This window comes from Pseudomonas sp. Os17 (assembly GCF_001547895.1).
Taxonomy (GTDB): domain Bacteria; phylum Pseudomonadota; class Gammaproteobacteria; order Pseudomonadales; family Pseudomonadaceae; genus Aquipseudomonas.
Genome location: NZ_AP014627.1, coordinates 4,595,046 through 4,612,233, shown reverse-complemented (window position 1 = coordinate 4,612,233; position 17,188 = coordinate 4,595,046). Strand labels below are relative to the sequence as shown.

The following is a 17,188-nucleotide window of genomic DNA, read 5'->3' as shown; positions in this document are numbered from 1 at the left end:
TGCACAGGGTCAGACGCGGAACTGGTCCATCAGGCTCTGTTGCTGGTTGGCCAGGCTGTTGAGGGACTGGCTGACCCGCGCCGACTCATTGGCCTGTTCCGACAGCGACTCGGTGACATCGCGAATGGTCGCCACGTTGCTGTTGATCTCTTCGGCCACTGCGCTCTGCTGTTCGGCGGCGCTGGCGATCTGCAGGTTCATGTCGCTGATCACCGTCACCGCATCGCCGATCTGGCGCAGGGCGGTGACCGCCTGACCGACTTGCTCGACGCTGCCCTGGGCCTGGCGATGGCTGTTGTTCATCGACCCCACCACGTCCCGGGTGCCGGTTTGCAGTTGCTCGATCACTTGGCGGGTTTCCTCCACCGACTCCTGGGTGCGCTGGGCCAGGTTGCGCACTTCGTCGGCCACCACCGCAAAACCGCGTCCGGCCTCTCCGGCGCGGGCCGCTTCGATGGCAGCGTTGAGGGCCAGCAGGTTGGTCTGCTCGGCAATCGAGCGGATCACTTCCAGTACCGTGCCGATCTGTTCGCTGTTGGCGGCCAGGCCTTCGACCTGGGTCATGGCGGCGCTCATGTCGGCGGCCAGTTGGTCGATGCTGCGGGTGGTGCGGTCGATCACGGTCAGGCCCTGTTGCGTGGCCTGGTCGGCATCCCGCGCCGCCTGGGCCGCCTGGGCCGCGCTGCGGGCGACGTCCTGGGCGGTGGCGCTCATTTCGTGGGACGCGGTGGCCACCTGGTCCACCTGGCGATACTGCTGCTCCATGCCGGCGCTGGTCTGGGTGGCAATGGCCGATGACTGGTCAGCGGTGCCGCGGGCGTCCTGCACCGAGCGTTTCACTTCGGCAATGATCGGCTGCAGCTTGTCGAGGAAACGGTTGAACCAGCCGGCCAGCTGGCCCAGCTCGTCCTGCTTGTCGTAAGCCAGGCGCCGGGTCAGGTCGCCTTCACCGCTGGCGATGTCTTCGAGCATGTGGGCCACGCCGAGGATCGGCCGGGTCACGCTGCGGGCCATCAGCCACACCAGCAGCAGGCCGACCACGGCGGCCAGCAGGCCCAGGCCCAGCTCCATCAGGGTGCCGCTGCGGTTGTCGGCATCGAGCTGGCTTTTCAGGGTTTCGGCCGGGCCCACCAGGACCTTTTCCGGTACGTCCAGCAGCACGCCCCAGGGCTTGCCGCCGGGGATCGGGGTGAAGGGGGCGAGCACCTTGAGTTCATGGTTGCTGTGCAGGCTGTGGGTCTGGGTGCTGCCGGCCAGCTGGCGGATCAGCTCGGCGCCGTTGAGGCTGTCGACGCTGTCCAGGCGCTGGCTGAGTTTGCTGGCGTCCGGGCTGTAGCCGGCCAGCAGGCCCACCGGGCTGAGGATGCTGACGCTGGTCTGGCCGGCGTAGAGCTTCTGGCTGGCGTTGCGGCTGATGGCCTGCAGGCTGTTGAGGTTGATGTCCACCGACAGCGAGGCGATGACTTTGCCGTTGACCAGCAGCGGGAAGACGATGCTGGTCATCAGCACCTTCTGGCCGTCGATGTCATAGAAGTAGGGTTCGATCACGCAGGGCTTGAGGGTGCTGCGCGGGCAGGTGAACCAGGCATTGGCCGGCTGGCCGCTGGGGCCGGTGCGGGTGTCGCTCATGTCGCTTTCCGGCAGCGACATGGCGGTCAGCTTGCCCGGGGTGGGCTGGGACCAGTACAGGGCGAAGCGGCCCTTTTCGTTGCTGCCCAGTTCGCTCTGGCCGCTGAACAATTCGTCCTTGCCATCCAGGGCGTTGGCTTCGAACACCAGGGACAGGCCCAGCAGGTCGGGGTTGGCCTGCAGCGCCGACTTGACCTGGCGGGTCAGGTCCTCGCGCAGGTCGAAGGCGTCGAGAAAGCGCTTCTCGGCCTGTTCGCGCAGGAACAGCACCTGGCGCGAGAAGCCGTGGCCGTACTGGTAGGCGTCCATGAACTGCTGGCGAATGCCCAGCGCCTGGACTTCACCCTGGGCCTCGATCCGCGCCTGGGCGGCTTCGTTGAGCATCTCCATGCTCGAGGTCTTTACCAGCTCGGAGCTGTGCTCCATGCGATACAGCGAAAGCCCCACCAACAGCGAGACGATGCCCAACAGGCAGAGTCCGGCCAGCAGGGTGATCTTCCATTGGATGGAAAGTTGTCTGAGCGACATGGAGACGTCCTTTATTCGATAAATATCTGAGACATCGCACTGTAACGGCCGACGAACGGCGTTCTTTAAACGCTTGTTCGAAATTAACCGCGAAGCTTCGGGGCTGCTGCGCCGCCCAGCGCGAGCAAGCTCCCTCGCCACGGGGAGGGGGTCGGGCTTGGGGCTTCGCTGGCATGGGGCTCGACAGGAGCCGGGTTTTGACAAGCCGGGCCTGCTGCTGCAAAGTGCGCGCCCCTTAGGGTCTGTTGCCATTGGGTGACAGGCCGCGACGGCAGCCCACTTGGCACAGGGCAAGGCGCGAGAAGCGCGGTTTGGTTGTTCCAAATAAGCTCCGAGCAACACAGCTCTGTGCCAAGTGGGCCCCCGTCCCTTCGGGTTGCGTGCCAAACGGCGCGAGGCTGCGTTGCGGGATTTGCCAAGGGAGCACCATTAGCGGCATCCCGCGCCTTGCCTCGCTCCGTTTGGCCCAGCAACGCGGCTCGTCACCAAATGGCAACAGACCCTTGAACCTCTTTCATTTCGATGTCGGCAGCCCGCTGCCTTCCGGTCGGTCACAGGCTTTTGCGCCATTTTTGCTGGTGCAGTAATGAGGTAACGATGATTAACGCAGTAATTGCCGCGGTTGGCGTGATGTTGGTGCTCAGCCTGTCCCGCGTGCACGTAGTGATCGCCCTGATCGTTGGCGCGCTGGTGGGCGGCCTGACCGGCGGCCTGGGTATCGAGGCCACGCTCAAGGCGTTCAACAGCGGCCTGGGCGGCGGTGCCACCGTGGCCTTGTCCTACGCCTTGCTCGGCGCGTTCGCCGTGGCCATTGCCAAGTCCGGCCTGGCCCACGCCCTGGCGGACAAGATCCTGGTGCTGGTGGATCGCCAGGATGCCCAGGGCGGCGGCCAGGTCAAATGGCTGCTGATCGGCCTGCTGTGGGTGGTGGCGATTGCCTCGCAGAACATCCTGCCGATCCACATTGCCTTCATTCCACTGCTGGTGCCGCCGCTGCTGTATGTGCTGACCAAGCTGCAACTGGACCGGCGGCTGATCGCCTGCGTCATCACCTTCGGCCTGATCACCCCCTACATGTTCCTGCCGGTGGGCTTTGGCAACATCTTCCTCAACGAGATCCTCCTGGCCAACGTGGCCCGCAGCGGGGTGGACATCAGTCAGGTGAATGTCACTCACGCCATGGGCATTCCGGCCCTGGGCATGCTCTGTGGCTTGCTGCTGGCCTTTGTCAGCTACCGCAAGAAGCGCGTGTATGACCTGGACCGGATCGAGAAGGTCGAGCAGGTGGCGGTGCAGTACAACCCGCGGACCCTGCTGGTGGCGGGCCTGGCGATTGTCGCTGCCTTCGTGATCCAGTTGCTGCTGGACTCGATGATTATCGGTGCTTTGTGCGGGTTTCTGATTTTCTCGGCGTCGGGCATTGTGCGCTGGCGCGAGACTGACGAGCTGTTCACCGAAGGCATGAAGATGATGGCCATGATCGGCTTCATCATGATCGCCGCCTCGGGCTTTGCCGAAGTGATGAAGGCCACCGGCGAGGTCAATTCCCTGGTCCAGGCCTCGGCGGCGTGGATCGGCCACAGCAAGGGCGTGGGTGCCTTGTTGATGCTGCTGGTGGGGCTGCTGGTGACCATGGGCATCGGCTCGTCGTTTTCCACGGTGCCGATCCTCGCGGCGATCTTCGTGCCGCTGTGCGTGCAGCTGGGCTTCAGCCCGCTGGCGATCGTCTGCATCGTGGGCACCGCCGGGGCGCTGGGGGATGCGGGCTCGCCGGCCTCGGACTCGACCCTGGGGCCGACCTCGGGCCTGAACATCGATGGCCAGCACCACCATATCTGGGACACCGTGGTCCCGACCTTCCTGCACTACAACCTGCCGTTGCTGGCCTTCGGCTGGGTGGCCGCCATGGTTCTCTGACCACCTGCCTCTCCCGGGAACGGGGCGGTGTGGGCGTCGGCAAGGTCGGTGCAGGGCTCAAGGGCCTCTTCGCCGACAGGCCGGCGCCTGCGGGTTCAGGCTCAACTTTTGGACGGGCGTGCCGCTAACGCGGTTATCACGCCAATAAAAAACCAGAGTGAGCCCCCCTATGCGCTTGAGCCTGAAGGCCAAAGTCCTGTCCCTGGCAGTCCTCCCGGTACTGTTGTTTGCGCTGGTGATCAGCCTGAGCACGGTATTCATGCTGCGTCAGCAGGCCCAGAAAGAAGTCGAGGAAACCCGTCAGCGCCTGCTGGGCGAGGCCAAGGCCACGCTGCAGAGCTATGTCGAAGTGGCCCTGAACACGGTCAAGCCGCTGTACGACGCGGCAGCCCCCGGGGATCAGGCGGCTCGGGCCGAGGTGGTCAAGCTGCTGTCGAACATCAGTTACGGTAAGGACGGCTACTTCTTCGGCTACGACTCCGAGACCGTGCGCCTGTTCAAGGGCAATAGCGCGGACGGTGTGGGCAAGAGCTTCAAGGACAACCGCGACCCCAATGGGGTCTACGTCAACCGCGAATTGGTACGCGTGGGCAAGGACGGCAGTCACTACGTGCAATACAGCTCGACCCAGCCGGGCAGCGATGTGCTGGTGCCCAAGCTGGGCTACACCGAGTACCTGCCCAAGTGGGACATGGTGCTGGGCACCTCGGTCAACCTCGACGGCATCGACGCCCAGGTGGCAGCGGTGGAGAGCAGCGTCAACCAACGCATGGAAGGCATGGTCCTGAGCATTCTCGGGATTGCCGCGGTGGTGCTGCTGGTGATCGCGGCCCTGGGGCTGCTGGTGGCCAACACCATGCTGCGGCCGCTGAACCTGATGAAGGCCAACCTGGATGACATCGCCGCCGGCGAAGGCGACCTGACTCGGCGCCTGGCGATTACCAGCCAGGACGAGTTGGGCGAGCTGGCCGGTTCGTTCAACCGCTTTGTCGACAAGATCCACGGCCTGGTGCGGCAGATCACCGAGATGACCGGACAGCTCACCGAGCTGGTGACCCAGGTGTCGGACCAGGCGCACCGCTCCGAGCAGGCCATGGAGCGCCAGCGCCACGAGACCGATCAGGTGGCCACGGCGATCAATGAAATGTCTTCTGCGGCCCAGGAAGTGGCGCGCAGTGCCCAGGGCGCGGCGGTGGCGGCGCAGCAGACCGATGAAGAAGGCCAGGCGGCCAAGCGCGTGGTGGACGGCAGCATCCAGCAGATCCATTCCCTGGTCAGCGATATCCGCAACAGCGGCACCTCCCTGGACAGCCTGCAGCAGGACGTGTCGTCGATTGTCAGCGTGCTGGATGTGATCCGCTCGATTGCCGAACAGACCAACCTGCTGGCGCTCAACGCCGCCATCGAAGCGGCCCGGGCCGGGGAGGCCGGGCGCGGTTTTGCCGTGGTCGCCGACGAAGTCCGGGCCCTGGCAAGCCGTACTCAGCAGAGCACCCAGGAAATCCAGGGCATGATCGACCGTCTGCAGCAGGGCACCCGGGTGGCGGTGGACGCCATGCGCCGCTCCAGCGACGCCGGCGACGGCACCTCGGTCAAGGCCAACGAGGCCGGGGCTTCGCTGGACACCATGGCCCAGCTGATCGGCACCATCAATTCGATGAACGCGCAGATTGCCAGCGCCGCCGAGGAGCAGACCGCGGTGGCCGAGGAGATCAACCGCAGCGTGCACCAGATCGCCGTGGCGGTGGACAGCGTGGCCGATGAAACCCAGCGCGGGGCCCAGACCTCTCGCAGCCTGGCGGATCTGGGCCAGCGCCTGGGTCGGTTGGTGGGGCAGTTCCGGATCTGAGGGAGCCTGCCGTAGCCGCTAGCGAGCCCGCAAGGCCCGGAAAAGGCCCCAAGGGCCTGGCTTGGCGGGCCAAGCGGCGCGACCGCTGCGAACTCAGGCGCAGCCGTGGCTACGACAGGTGGTCATTGCGCCGTGTCAGGCGCTGATGTCGCGCATCAGCAGGGCGAACTGCAGGTCCACTTGATCCGGGATCGGCAGGTACACCGTGTGGCCATCGCCCGGGGCGACTTCGATGGCTTCGCCCTTGGCGTTCTGCAGTTGGTGCAGGTCGAAGTGGAAGTTGCCCTTGGGGGTCATCAGTTCCATGTGATCGCCCACCGTGAATCGGTTCTTGACCTTGACTTCGGCCAGGCGGTCGCGGCGCTCGCCGGTGAGTTCGCCGACGAACTGCTGGCGCTCCGACACCGAACTGCCGTTCTGGTAGTTCTGGTACTCGTCGTGCACATGGCGGCGCAGGAAGCCTTCGGTGTAGCCGCGCTGGGCCAGGGACTCCAGGTCGTTCATCAGGCTGCGGTCGAACTCGCGCCCGGCCACGGCGTCGTCGATGGCCCGGCGGTACACCTGGGTGGTGCGCGCGCAGTAGAAGTGCGACTTGGTCCGGCCTTCGATCTTCAGGGAGTGCACGCCCATGCGGGTCAGGCGCTCGACGTGCTGCACCGCCCGCAGGTCCTTGGCGTTCATGATGTAGGTGCCGTGCTCGTCCTCGAAGGCCGGCATCAGCTCGTCCGGGCGGTTGGCTTCCTGCAGCAGGAACACCTGCTCGGTGGGTGCGCCCAGGCCCAGGGTCGGCTCCGGCTGGAAGGTCTGGACGATTTCCCCCAGGTCGTTTTCGGTGGCTTGCTCGGCCTTGTATTTCCAGCGGCAGGCGTTGGTGCAGGTGCCCTGGTTGGCGTCGCGCTTGTTCATGTAGCCCGACAGCAGGCAGCGCCCGGAGTAGGCCATGCACAGGGCGCCGTGGACGAAGACTTCCAGCTCCATGGCCGGTACTTGCTGGCGGATCTCCTCGATCTCTTCCAGGGACAGCTCCCGGGACAGGATGATCCGGGTCAGCCCCTGTTGTTGCCAGAACTCGACGCTGGCCCAGTTCACCGTGTTGGCCTGCACCGAGAGGTGGATCGGCATGTGCGGGAAGTGCCGGCGCACCAGCATGATCAGGCCCGGGTCGGACATGATCAGCGCATCCGGCGCCATGTCGATGACCGGTTGCAGGTCCTTGAGGAAGGTCTTGAGCTTGGCATTGTGCGGGGCGATGTTGACCACCACGTAGAAACGCTTGCCCTGGGCCTGGGCCTCGCGAATGCCGAGGGCCAGGTTGGCGTGGTCGAATTCGTTGTTGCGCACCCGCAGGCTGTAGCGCGGCTGGCCGGCGTACACCGCATCGGCGCCGTAGGCGAAGGCGTAGCGCATGTTCTTCAGGGTGCCGGCGGGGGCCAGGAGTTCGGGTTTGGCGAGGAGCGTCATGGGGCTTGTCGGTCGCAAAAGGTCGCGAGGGTAAGCCAGCGCGCCGGGGCATTTATTGATCTGGGTCTATGTCTGGCGCAGAAAAAAACGCACTCGGCAACACGCTTGCGGACTAACCCTCAGGACGCCGCAATCGAGCGTTGACCGACCGGGACCGGACATGAACCAAAACAACCTGCAAAACAAAAGCCTGCTGCTGTTGCTGGCCCTGGTGACGGTGGCGTTCATCTGGATTCTGCTGCCGTTCTACGGGGCGCTGTTCTGGGCGGTGATTCTCGGCATCGTCTTCGCTCCCCTGCAGCGCCGCCTGCAACTGAAGTTCGGTTGGCCGCGCAATCTCACGGCCCTGTGCACGCTGTTGATTTGCCTGCTGATCGCCATCCTGCCGGTGATCGTCACTGGCGTGCTGCTGGTTCAGGAAGGCGCCGAGCTGTACCAGAAGATCGAAAGCGGCCAGCTGGATATCGCCGGCTACCTGGCCCAGTTCAAGCACGGCCTGCCGCCGTACCTGCAGCACGTGCTGGACCGCCTGGGCCTGGGCGAGCTCAAGGGCTTGCAGGACAAGGCGGTCAAGGGCGCGATGCAGGGCAGTCAGTACCTGGCGACCCAGGCCTTCAGCTTCGGCCAGGGCACCTTCGAGTTCGTGGTGAGTTTTTTCATCATGCTCTACCTGCTGTTTTTCTTTCTGCGCGATGGCGCCGAGCTGGTGCGCAAGATCCGCAGCGCCGTGCCCCTGGCCGAGTACCAGAAGCGCCGACTGCAATTGAAGTTCAATCGGGTGGTGCGGGCCACGGTCAAGGGCAATGTGCTGGTGGCGGTGACTCAGGGCGCCCTGGGCGGGCTGATCTTCTGGTTTCTCGATATTCCCAGCGCCTTGCTCTGGGCGGTGCTGATGGCCTTTCTGTCGCTGTTGCCGGCGGTGGGGGCGGGGATTGTCTGGGGGCCGGTGGCGGCGTATTTCCTGATCAGCGGCGCGATCTGGCAAGGGGTGGTGCTGGTGCTGTTCGGGGTGCTGGTGATCGGTCTGGTGGACAACCTGCTGCGCCCGATCCTGGTGGGCAAGGATACGCGGATGCCGGATTACCTGATCCTGATCTCGACCCTGGGCGGGCTGGCGATCTTCGGCCTCAACGGTTTTGTCATCGGGCCGTTGATCGCCGCATTGTTCATGTCCAGCTGGGCGCTGTTCGTCGAAACCCGGCCGCGGGTGCAGTTGCCCTAGCGCTGGACGGCCCGGTGCTACGAAACATCACCTATTGCGCTGCTGGGCATTGCTACCGGTGCTACCGGCGTGGGCGGTTCAGTCCACCACTTGATCGAGCATGTGCAGCACTTCCTGCTCGTTGAGCAGGCCCTTGCGCACCAGGTTCTGGGTCAGCAGCGAAAGGAACTTGGCGCTGCGATGGCCTTCCAGATGCTTGAGTTCGGTCAGGGCGTCGTACACCCGGCTGGAGGTGCAGAGGCCTTCGACGCGGTGCGGGTTTTGCGTGGGCATGGGTTTCGTCCTTGTTGTTATGGGCCTGTTGTGACAGGGCTGCTATGACAGGCGTGGGGCGAGCGGACCCGGTCGATCTTGCAGTCCCTGAATGACACACGCGTGACAGTCCCATGTCGCTCGAGGCGTCGTCGGGATTGGCACACTATTGCCGGATTTTCAGGCAAATACTGTTCCAGTCGCGACATGATGCTGAACTATTCAGACATTTGGGTGATGGCAAAATGCAACAAGCCCCGCTGGATGGGCGGGGCCTGTGGCTGTTTCAGTGGCGCGTTACCAGCGGCCGGGACCCGGGCCGTAGTAGTAATGAGGGTGGCCGTAGTAGCCGCGGGGCGGGCCGTAGTACACCGGCGCCGGGCGGTAGTAGACCGGCTGCTGCACATAGACCGGTGCCGGCTGGTAGTAGACCGGCGGTGGTGGCGCGGCGTACACCGGCTGCGGTTGGACATACACCGGCGCCTGCTGCACATAGACCGGACGATCCTGGTTGGCGATCACCGAACCCACTACGGCTGCGCCGACAACAGCACCCAATGCGGCGGGCCCGGCCCAGCCACCGCCGTGGGCGGACGCCTGGCCTGCGACAGCGAGTGCGCCAATGAGCAAGGCTATCTTGGGGATTTTGGAAATCATGGTTGTTCCTCGGTTCAACCTCCGCGTTCATGGTCTGCACCAGACTCAAGAACTGACGCGGGGATACTTCTAAGACAGCGGTTTTTGCAAAATCTGCACAGCCGCTGAGTAAATATTGTGTAAGGTCTGTACCGGTCTCTTTACCGTCATCCCTGGGCGCTGAAGAGGCCTGTGAACCCGCGGCGATATGATCGGGCACAAGGGCTTGGCTGACCAATCCCGTCTATCCGAAAGTGCCCAGCAAGGAGATGAACATGCAAATGAACCCCAACAAAGACACCCAGTTGTGCATGTCGCTGTCCGGGCGTCCTGGGAATTTCGGCCTGCGCTTTCACAATCACCTGTATGAGCAGTTGGGGCTCAACTTCTATTACAAGGCCTTCAGCAGCCAGGACCTGCCCGGCGCGGTCCGGGGGATTCGCGCGCTGGGGATTCGCGGCTGCGGCGTGTCCATGCCGTTCAAGGAAGACTGCATCGCCCTGGTGGATGAACTGGATGCCTCGGCCCGGGCCATCGCCTCGATCAACACCATCGTCAATACCAATGGCCATCTGAAGGCTTACAACACCGATTACATCGCCGTGGCCCGCCTGCTGGCCGAACACGCCGTGCCCCGGGAGTCGACCTTCGCCCTGCGCGGCAGCGGCGGCATGGCCAAGGCCGTGGCCAGTGCTTTGCGCGATGGCGGTTACGCCCGTGGGGTGATCGTCGCTCGCAACGAAGTGGCCGGGCGCGCGCTGGCCCATTCCCTGGGCTATGAGTGGCAGGCCGAGTTGGGCAGCCTGCGGCCGCAGATGCTGATCAACGTGACCCCGATCGGCATGAGCGGTGGCGAGGAAGCCCAGCAACTGGCGTTCGACGCCGAGGCGATAGCGGCGGCGGACACGGTGTTCGACGTGGTGGCGGTGCCGCCGGAAACGCCGCTGATCCTGCGGGCCCGGGCCGAGGGCAAGCAGGTGATCACCGGGCTGGAGGTGATTGCCATCCAGGCCCTGGAGCAGTTCGTGCTGTATACCGGGGTGCGCCCGAGCGAGGAGCAGTTCCAGAAGGCCGTGGCCTTCGCCCGGCCCTGAAACCGCAACGCTGTAGCCGCTGCCGCAGGCTGCGACAAGGCCCGCAGGGCCTTGGGCGTGCCTTAGGTGCGACGCCTCCTTCGGGGGCGATCAGCGCCTGCGGCAGCGGCTACCAGGATCAGCCCTCGAGCTGGGCCAGGCGCTCTTCCAGGGCGGCAATCCGCGCTTCCAGTTCTTCGATGCGTTCCACTGAAACGCCGCCGCTCGTGCTGCGTTCCACTGGGTTGCCCCGGGCGGCGAGAATCGCCTCGATGTCCGCCGGGTCGCCCAGGGCGTGGGTGTAGCGGTCTTCGCGCTGACCGGCCTGACGCGGAATGTGCAGGGCCAGGCCCCGGGCGATCAGGCGTTCGAGCTGGTGCAGGACTTGCTCGCTGTCTTCGAAATCATGCATGCGTCCGCTGCGGGTCAGGAGCTCGTTGACGGTTTGCGGACCGCGCAGAAACATCAGGCCGCAGAGGATCAACTGCGCCGGCACCAGTTCCAGGGCCTTGTCCAGGCGCTGTTCCCAGCGATCGGCGCGGCTGCCCATGACCAGCCGGGTGAAGCCCCGGGCTTCGAGGGCGCGCAGGCTTTGGCCAACCTGGCCTGGCGTCAGGTTCATCACCGGTTCGCGGCTGGTTTTCTGATTGCAGGCCAGTACCAGGGCGTTGAGGGTCAGGGGGTAGGTTTCCGGGCTGGTGGCCTGCTTTTCGATCAACGAACCCAGGATGCGGATGTCGCTGCTGCTCAAGCGCAGTTCTTCGCCGGGGGTGTCGTGCTCGCTGCTCATAAGTGCTGGTCCCTTGGTCACTGATGGGTGGGTCGTGAAAAACCGCAACAGGGCGCCGGATCGGCGCCGCGGTTTTTCCGTGGCCGGGTGGGCCACCTTGGAGGGGCTCTGTTTTACCTTCAGAACCCGGATCTTGCCATCAGAACTTGGTCGGACCCGGACAAACACCCTGCTTGCCGCAGCGTCCCCGCCCTGGTGATCCGGGCGAGGGCGGCCCGCTCAGCTCGCTTGCGGATCTGTGGCCGGCTGTGTCGCCGGCGTCGAGTCCGCGGCGGCTGCGGGCTCGCCCGATGCTTCCAGGCACTGGCGGCTGAAGCGGGCGACGGCGAGCAGGGCGTTTCTCGCGGAACGCAGGTAGAACGCCTGCAACTGGAAGACGTGCCAGCGATCCTCATGGATTTCCAGGCGGCAGCTCACCTCGGCCTGCCGGGCGCGCTCGGCCAGGCGAACCGAGTCCGACAGCAGCAGCTCCTGGTCGCCCACCTGGATCAGCATCGGTGGCAGGCCACGCAGGTCCGCCTCCAGGGGGCGATGGCTGGGCGCCGGCGCCGCGTAGGCCTTGAGGGCTTGCTCCAGCCAGTCGCGGCGAATCATCGGGTCGGCCTCCTGGCGCGATTGCAGGCTGGCGCCACGCAGATCCGGATCGGTGACCGGCGACAGCAGTATCAGCCCGGCGGCAATCGTCTCGCCGCGCTGCTTCAAGGCCAGTGCCAGGGCCAGGACCAGGGCGCCCCCGGCGGAGTCGCCGGCAATCAGCAGTCGTTCGGCCGGGCAGCCCTGGGCGCGGATGGCGTCGTAACAGGCCAGGCAGTCCTCCAGCGCGGCGGGGTAGGGGTGCTCCGGTGCCAGCCGGTAGTCGGGCACCCAGACGCTGCAGCCGCTGTCCCGGGCCAGGCGGCTGGTGACACTGAAGTGGCTGCGCGGGCTGCCCAGGCAGAAGGCGCCGCCGTGCAGGTAGAGGATCACGCCCTGGTCGGGCGTGGCACCGGCGTCGACTTTCTGCACCGGCAGGCTGCCCAGCCAATGCTGCCGGCGCCGGACCCCGGCGCAACCGGGCATCAGCCAGGCCAGGGCGTTGACGATCTGGCGTTGGCGCACCAGCTCCCGGGGCGGGCCGATCAGGGCGCGGAAGCTGGCCCGCAGCAACAGCCGCAGCAAGGCCGCGTGACCCCGTTCCAGCCAATCCCGCGGTGACGCCACGCGCTGGCCGTCGGCCGCTGCCGAGTGCGGCTCCAGGGGGCTGGCGAAACGATAGGCGGCAAGCCCGGCATAGCGGGTCAACCACCTGTAGGTCCAGGTGAATCCGGGCCAGTTGGTGCTGTTGTGGCCGCGGGCGTCGACGTACCAGCTGGTGCATCCGCTCCAGACCGAATCGGCCAGGCGCCGCTGGATCCGCTGTTGCAGGCGCCGGTGCGGGGCCTCCTGCACTTCCAGGGTCTGCGCGCCGCTGGCCTGTAGGGCCTGGCGGGCCTTGAGCACGTGGCTGATCTGGCTTTCCAGCATGTGGATGATGGAGTTGTGACCCAGGTTGGTGTTTGGCCCGTAGAGCATGAAGAAGTTGGGGAACCCGGGGACGCTGAGCCCCAGGTAGGCGCTGGCGCCTGCTTGCCAGGCCTGGTTCAGTTCCAGGCCGTTGCGGCCGCTGATGCGCATGGGCGCAAGGAACTCGGTGGCGGCGAAGCCGGTGCCGTAGATGATCGCGTCCACCGGGTGCTGCTGGCCGTCGAGGGTCTCGATGCCGTGTTCGGTGATGCGTGCGATGCCCTGGGTCAGCAGCTCCACATGGGGGCGGGCAAAGGTCTTGAGGTAGTCATTGGACAGCAGGATGCGCTTGCAGCCGATGGGGTAGTCCGGGGTCATCTGGCGGCGCAGCTCGGGGTCGGGCACCGAAGCCTCCAGCAGTTGGCGAAAGGGGAGGCCGACCACCCATTTGGTCAGGCCCTTGAGGCGAGTGAAGCCCAGGGCCCGGGATTCGAAATGCAGGTAATGGGCCGCGCGCAGCAGTTTCATCCGCCAGGGCTGGCGGGCCAGGCGCTGTTTTTCTTGCTCGCTGTAGGCCCGGTCGGCCTTGGGCAGGATGTAGGCCGGCGAGCGCTGGAAGACCTTGAGTGCTGCCACCTGATCGGCAATCTGCGGCACGAACTGGATGGCCGAGGCGCCGGTGCCGATCACCGCCACCCGTTTGTTGGCCAGGGGGTAGTCGTGGTCCCAGTGGGCGGAGTGGAAGACCTTGCCGCGAAAGTTGTCCATGCCCGGCAGTTTGGGCAGGGCGGGGCGGCTGAGCTGGCCGACGGCGCTGATCAGCAGGCGGGTGAAATGCTCCTGGCCATCGTTGCAGACGACCTGCCAGTACTGGCAGGTCTCATCGAATCGGGCGTGGCGCACTTCGCTGCCCAAGTGAATGTGTCGCAGCAGGTCGTAGGTGCGGGCGCAATGCTGCAGGTAGTCGTGGATCTCGGCCTGGGGCGCGAACACCCGGGACCAGCGCGGGTTGGGCTCGAAGGAAAATGAATACAGGTGCGAAGGCACGTCGCAGGCAGCGCCAGGGTAGGTATTGTCGCGCCAGACGCCACCGACGTCCTGGCCTTTCTCAAGCAGGATGAACTGGCTGACCCCGGCCTTGCGCAGGGCGATGGCCATGCCCAGGCCGCCGAAGCCGCTGCCGATGATCAGGGCTTCCAGGGGCGCGCAGGGGCTGGAGCGAAGGTTTTCAGGGGCGGTGGATTCGGGCATGACGACCTCGTTGTTATTGTTGTGGACGCAGGATGGATCGACCCGGGGCCGGGCTCTGCCGACGGTGGCGCGGCCCCGTTGAGTGAAGCATGGGGGCAAACATCCGGGGACCCCATGCTGCAACGGGACAAGTGCTTTAGTATTTGGGCCAAATCCGCCGCCCATGAGTCAGGCCATGAACGTTCAAGCATTCACCCGGGGACCGTCCAGCGCCTTGCTGCTGGTGAATTTTGCGCTTGAAAGGGGCCTGTCGCCGACGCGCCTGCTGGCCGGTTGCGCGGTGTCCCTGGAGGTGTTGCAGGACCCCAATACGGTGCTGCTGGCGGCCCAGGAGCTGCGATTGGCGAGCAATCTGCTGCAGCTCCTGGGCCATCCTCCCGGGCTGGGCTATGAGGTGGGGGCGCGTTATCACTTCTCCACCTACGGCCTGTTCGGCTACGGCCTGATCAGCAGCGCGACGCCGGCGGATGCGCTGGACCTGGCCCTGCGCTTTCTGCCGCTGACCTATGCCTTTGCTTCCATCGGCTACCGACTGGAGCGGGATCTGGGCGTGCTGACGTTCGGTGCGCCGCCGGTGGCCGATCCGCAGGTGGCGGCGTTTCTGCTGGAACGGGACATGGCCGCTGCCGCGGTCTTGATGCAGGAGATTGTCGGTGAGGATTTTTGTCTGGCCCGCCTGACCCGTCGCGCAGCGCCTCCCGCGGATCGCGCTGCCAGCGATGCGCCGCGGGTGCTGGGCCGGGTGCCCGAGTACCGGGCGGCGCTCGACAGCCTGGCGTTCGACCGGCGCTTCCTGGATCGCGCCTTGCCCCAGGCCAACCCGCTGACGGTGGCGATGTGCGAGCAGATGTGCCGGCAGTTGCTTGAGCGCCGACAGGCTCATCAGGGCATGGCGGCCCTGGTCCGCCAGCACCTCGAGGCCCTGCCTGCCGGCAAGGTCGCGGATCTGCCGGGGATGGCTCGTCTGAGTCGGACCAGTGTGCGCACCCTGAAACGACGCCTGCAGGAAGAGGGCACCAGCTATCGCCAGTTGCTGGCCGAGCAGCGCGGCGCCCGGGCCCTGGAACTGTTGGGCAATCGCGCCTTGAGCCTGACCCGGATCGCGGAAGAGCTGGGTTTCAGCGATCTGTCGAGTTTTTCCCAGAGCTTCAAGCGCTGGTTCGGCGTCGCCCCCAGCGCCTATCGCCGGGGGCCTCCGGGATAAAGGCCCCGCACCGGGCCGCAGTGGCTATAATCGCTGCTCGTTGTATTCCCGCCATCTGTGTCGAGACTGTCATGACTATTTCCCTGTATGCCGCTTCCGTTCCCGTCTTCAAGCAAATGCTCAATGCCCTGAGCGATGTCCTGCACAAGGCCGAAGCTCACGCCACGGCGAAGAACATCGAGCCCAATGCCCTGCTTCAGGCCCGCCTGTACCCGGACATGTTCCCTCTGGTGCGTCAGGTGCAGATCGCCGTGGACTTCGCCAAGGGCGTGTCGGCCCGCCTGGCCGAGGTCGAGCTGCCCAAGTACGACGACAGCGAAACCACCTTCGCCGACCTGCAGGCGCTGATCGCCAAGGTGCTGGCCTTCATCGACGGCATCCAGCCGGCGCAGATCGATGGCAAGGAAGGCATCGAGATCGTCACCCGTCCGGGCACCCCGAAAGAGAAGCGCTTCACTGGCCAGTCCTACCTGCTGACCTACGGCCTGCCGCAGTTCTTCTTCCACGTCACCACCACCTACGCGATCCTGCGTCACAACGGTGTGGAAGTGGGCAAGCGCGACTACATGGGCGCGTTCTAAAACCCCAGGTGATAAAAAAGCCCGGCCAGGTTGACCCTGGCCGGGCTTTTTAGTGGGCGCTGGATCAGGCGGCGGCTTGCGCCTTGTCTTCCTGGGCCATGCACGCGGCGGCCGTGAAGAGCACGTCGGTGGAGGAGTTCAGCGCGGTTTCCGCCGAGTCCTGCAGCACGCCGATGATGAAGCCCACGGCGACCACCTGCATGGCGATTTCGCTGGGGATGCCGAACAGGCTGCAGGCCAGGGGAATCAGCAGCAGCGAGCCGCCGGCAACGCCGGAAGCGCCGCAGGCGCAGATCGCCGCCACCACGCTGAGCAGCACGGCGGTCGGCAGGTCCACGGCAATGCCCAGGGTGTGCACGGCGGCCAGGGTCAGCACGGTGATGGTGATCGCCGCGCCGGCCATGTTGATGGTGGCGCCCAGGGGGATGGACACCGAGTAGGTGTCTTCATGCAGGCCCAGGCGCTTGCTCAGCTCCAGGTTGACCGGAATGTTGGCCGCCGAGCTGCGGGTGAAGAAGGCGGTGATGCCGCTCTCGCGCAGGCAGGTCAGCACCAGCGGGAAGGGGTTGCGGCGGATTTTCCAGAACACGATCAGCGGGTTCATCACCAGCGCCACGAACAGCATGCAGCCGATCAGTACCGCCAGCAGGTGCAGGTAGCCGAGCAGGGCATCGAAGCCGGAGGTGGCCAGGGTCGAGGCCACCAGGCCGAAGATCCCCAGGGGCGCGAAGCGGATCACCACGCGCACGATGACGGTGACCCCGTTGGACAGGTCATCGAGCACGGCGCGGGTGGTCTCGCCGGCATGACGGATGGCCACGCCCATGCCGATGGCCCAGGCCAGGATGCCGATGAAGTTGGCGTTCATCAGGGCGCTGACCGGGTTGTCCACCACGCTCAGCAGCAGGCTTTGCAGCACTTCGCTGATACCGCCGGGGGCAGTCACGGCGACGTCGTGGGTGGCCAGGACCAGGGACGAGGGGAACAGGCTGCTGGCGATCACCGCGACCACCGCCGCGGCGAAGGTGCCCAGCAGGTAGAGCACCAGGATCGGCCGGATATGGGTTTCCTGGCCGTGCTTGTGGTTGGCGATCGAGGCCATGACCAGCACGAACACCAGGATCGGCGCCACGGCCTTGAGCGCCGAGACGAAGACCTTGCCGATGAAGGTGGTGGACTTCGCCACTTCGGGGGCCAGCAGGGCCAGGGCGATCCCGGCAATCAGGCCGATGACGATCTGGGTCACCAGGCTCAGGCGTTTGAGGGTGTGCAGGAAGGAAGGAGGTGCAGCGCTCATAGCGGTATCTCTGTTT

Annotated in this window: 13 protein-coding genes and 2 pseudogenes; 7 read left to right on the top strand and 8 right to left on the bottom strand. The window is 65.5% G+C overall.

Annotation, left to right across the window (positions count from 1 at the left end; translation table 11 throughout):
- Positions 1–9 precede the first annotated feature (9 nt).
- Together POS17_RS32780 and POS17_RS32775 are read right to left on the bottom strand one after the other, a co-directional pair.
- Positions 10–765: a methyl-accepting chemotaxis protein gene (locus POS17_RS32780; RefSeq protein ID WP_371826206.1), complete on the bottom strand. Its 756-nt coding sequence runs from the start codon at positions 763–765 to the stop codon at positions 10–12.
- Between the two features lie 102 nt (positions 766–867).
- A pseudogene (locus tag POS17_RS32775) lies at positions 868–1,014 on the bottom strand (HAMP domain-containing protein); the annotation flags it as partial.
- 1,743 nt (positions 1,015–2,757) lie between these two features.
- Here POS17_RS32775 and POS17_RS20215 point away from each other — a divergent pair.
- From POS17_RS20215 to POS17_RS32765, 3 genes and pseudogenes are all read left to right on the top strand, one after another.
- Complete coding sequence (locus POS17_RS20215; protein WP_162492857.1) at positions 2,758–4,074, top strand: Na+/H+ antiporter family protein; 1,317 nt, start codon at positions 2,758–2,760, stop codon at positions 4,072–4,074.
- A 169-nt stretch (positions 4,075–4,243) separates the two neighbouring features.
- Positions 4,244–5,065: pseudogene (locus POS17_RS32770) on the top strand (cache domain-containing protein); the annotation flags it as partial.
- Between the two features lie 36 nt (positions 5,066–5,101).
- Positions 5,102–5,923, top strand: coding sequence for a methyl-accepting chemotaxis protein (locus POS17_RS32765; RefSeq protein ID WP_371920316.1), 822 nt, complete (start codon positions 5,102–5,104; stop codon positions 5,921–5,923).
- Positions 5,924–6,058: 135 nt separating this feature from the next.
- On the opposite strand, the gene trhP is transcribed toward POS17_RS32765, so the two are convergent.
- Positions 6,059–7,384 carry a prephenate-dependent tRNA uridine(34) hydroxylase TrhP gene (gene trhP / locus POS17_RS20205; protein ID WP_060840207.1) on the bottom strand — a complete coding sequence of 442 codons (1,326 nt, stop codon included), beginning with the start codon at positions 7,382–7,384 and terminating at the stop codon, positions 6,059–6,061.
- 160 nt (positions 7,385–7,544) lie between these two features.
- On the opposite strand from trhP, the gene POS17_RS20200 reads away from it, so the two are divergent.
- Complete coding sequence (locus tag POS17_RS20200; RefSeq protein ID WP_060840206.1) at positions 7,545–8,606, top strand: AI-2E family transporter; 1,062 nt, start codon at positions 7,545–7,547, stop codon at positions 8,604–8,606.
- A gap of 78 nt (positions 8,607–8,684) precedes the next feature.
- Here the strand turns inward: POS17_RS20200 and POS17_RS20195 are convergent, their stop codons facing one another.
- Both POS17_RS20195 and POS17_RS20190 read right to left on the bottom strand, forming a co-directional pair.
- Entirely contained in the window at positions 8,685–8,879 is a 195-nt protein-coding gene (locus tag POS17_RS20195) for a hypothetical protein (protein ID WP_016965586.1), read from the bottom strand.
- Positions 8,880–9,155: 276 nt separating this feature from the next.
- A complete protein-coding gene (locus POS17_RS20190) occupies positions 9,156–9,515 on the bottom strand; it encodes a hypothetical protein (protein WP_060840205.1) in 360 nt (119 codons plus the stop codon).
- Positions 9,516–9,769: 254 nt separating this feature from the next.
- On the opposite strand from POS17_RS20190, the gene POS17_RS20185 reads away from it, so the two are divergent.
- Complete coding sequence (locus POS17_RS20185) at positions 9,770–10,588, top strand: shikimate 5-dehydrogenase (RefSeq protein ID WP_060840204.1); 819 nt, start codon at positions 9,770–9,772, stop codon at positions 10,586–10,588.
- 118 nt (positions 10,589–10,706) lie between these two features.
- On the opposite strand, the gene POS17_RS20180 is transcribed toward POS17_RS20185, so the two are convergent.
- Complete coding sequence (locus tag POS17_RS20180) at positions 10,707–11,357, bottom strand: YceH family protein (RefSeq protein WP_060840203.1); 651 nt, start codon at positions 11,355–11,357, stop codon at positions 10,707–10,709.
- Positions 11,358–11,576: 219 nt separating this feature from the next.
- A complete protein-coding gene (locus POS17_RS20175) occupies positions 11,577–14,090 on the bottom strand; it encodes a flavin-containing monooxygenase (RefSeq protein ID WP_060840202.1) in 2,514 nt (837 codons plus the stop codon).
- Between the two features lie 175 nt (positions 14,091–14,265).
- On the opposite strand from POS17_RS20175, the gene POS17_RS20170 reads away from it, so the two are divergent.
- Positions 14,266–15,294: an AraC family transcriptional regulator gene (locus tag POS17_RS20170; protein WP_060840201.1), complete on the top strand. Its 1,029-nt coding sequence runs from the start codon at positions 14,266–14,268 to the stop codon at positions 15,292–15,294.
- Positions 15,295–15,365: 71 nt separating this feature from the next.
- Positions 15,366–15,875 (top strand): DUF1993 domain-containing protein, encoded by a 510-nt coding sequence (locus POS17_RS20165; protein ID WP_060840200.1) that lies wholly within the window; start codon positions 15,366–15,368, stop codon positions 15,873–15,875.
- A gap of 64 nt (positions 15,876–15,939) precedes the next feature.
- On the opposite strand, the gene sstT is transcribed toward POS17_RS20165, so the two are convergent.
- Positions 15,940–17,172: a serine/threonine transporter SstT gene (sstT, locus tag POS17_RS20160; protein WP_060840199.1), complete on the bottom strand. Its 1,233-nt coding sequence runs from the start codon at positions 17,170–17,172 to the stop codon at positions 15,940–15,942.
- Between the last annotated feature and the right edge of the window lie 16 nt (positions 17,173–17,188).

Bases quoted from the DNA above. Each gene is read 5' to 3' on its own strand.
- POS17_RS20180 (WP_060840203.1), bottom strand. From the start codon at position 11,357: ATGAGCAGCGAGCACGACACCCCCGGCGAAGAACTGCGCTTGAGCAGC.
- POS17_RS20170 (WP_060840201.1), top strand. From the start codon at position 14,266: ATGAACGTTCAAGCATTCACCCGGGGACCGTCCAGCGCCTTGCTGCTG.
- POS17_RS20165 (WP_060840200.1), top strand. From the start codon at position 15,366: ATGACTATTTCCCTGTATGCCGCTTCCGTTCCCGTCTTCAAGCAAATG.
- sstT (WP_060840199.1), bottom strand. From the start codon at position 17,172: ATGAGCGCTGCACCTCCTTCCTTCCTGCACACCCTCAAACGCCTGAGC.
- POS17_RS20200 (WP_060840206.1), top strand. From the start codon at position 7,545: ATGAACCAAAACAACCTGCAAAACAAAAGCCTGCTGCTGTTGCTGGCC.
- POS17_RS20195 (WP_016965586.1), bottom strand. From the start codon at position 8,879: ATGCCCACGCAAAACCCGCACCGCGTCGAAGGCCTCTGCACCTCCAGC.
- POS17_RS20175 (WP_060840202.1), bottom strand. From the start codon at position 14,090: ATGCCCGAATCCACCGCCCCTGAAAACCTTCGCTCCAGCCCCTGCGCG.
- trhP (WP_060840207.1), bottom strand. From the start codon at position 7,384: ATGACGCTCCTCGCCAAACCCGAACTCCTGGCCCCCGCCGGCACCCTG.
- POS17_RS32780 (WP_371826206.1), bottom strand. From the start codon at position 765: ATGGAGCAGCAGTATCGCCAGGTGGACCAGGTGGCCACCGCGTCCCAC.
- POS17_RS20185 (WP_060840204.1), top strand. From the start codon at position 9,770: ATGCAAATGAACCCCAACAAAGACACCCAGTTGTGCATGTCGCTGTCC.
- POS17_RS20190 (WP_060840205.1), bottom strand. From the start codon at position 9,515: ATGATTTCCAAAATCCCCAAGATAGCCTTGCTCATTGGCGCACTCGCT.
- POS17_RS32765 (WP_371920316.1), top strand. From the start codon at position 5,102: ATGACCGGACAGCTCACCGAGCTGGTGACCCAGGTGTCGGACCAGGCG.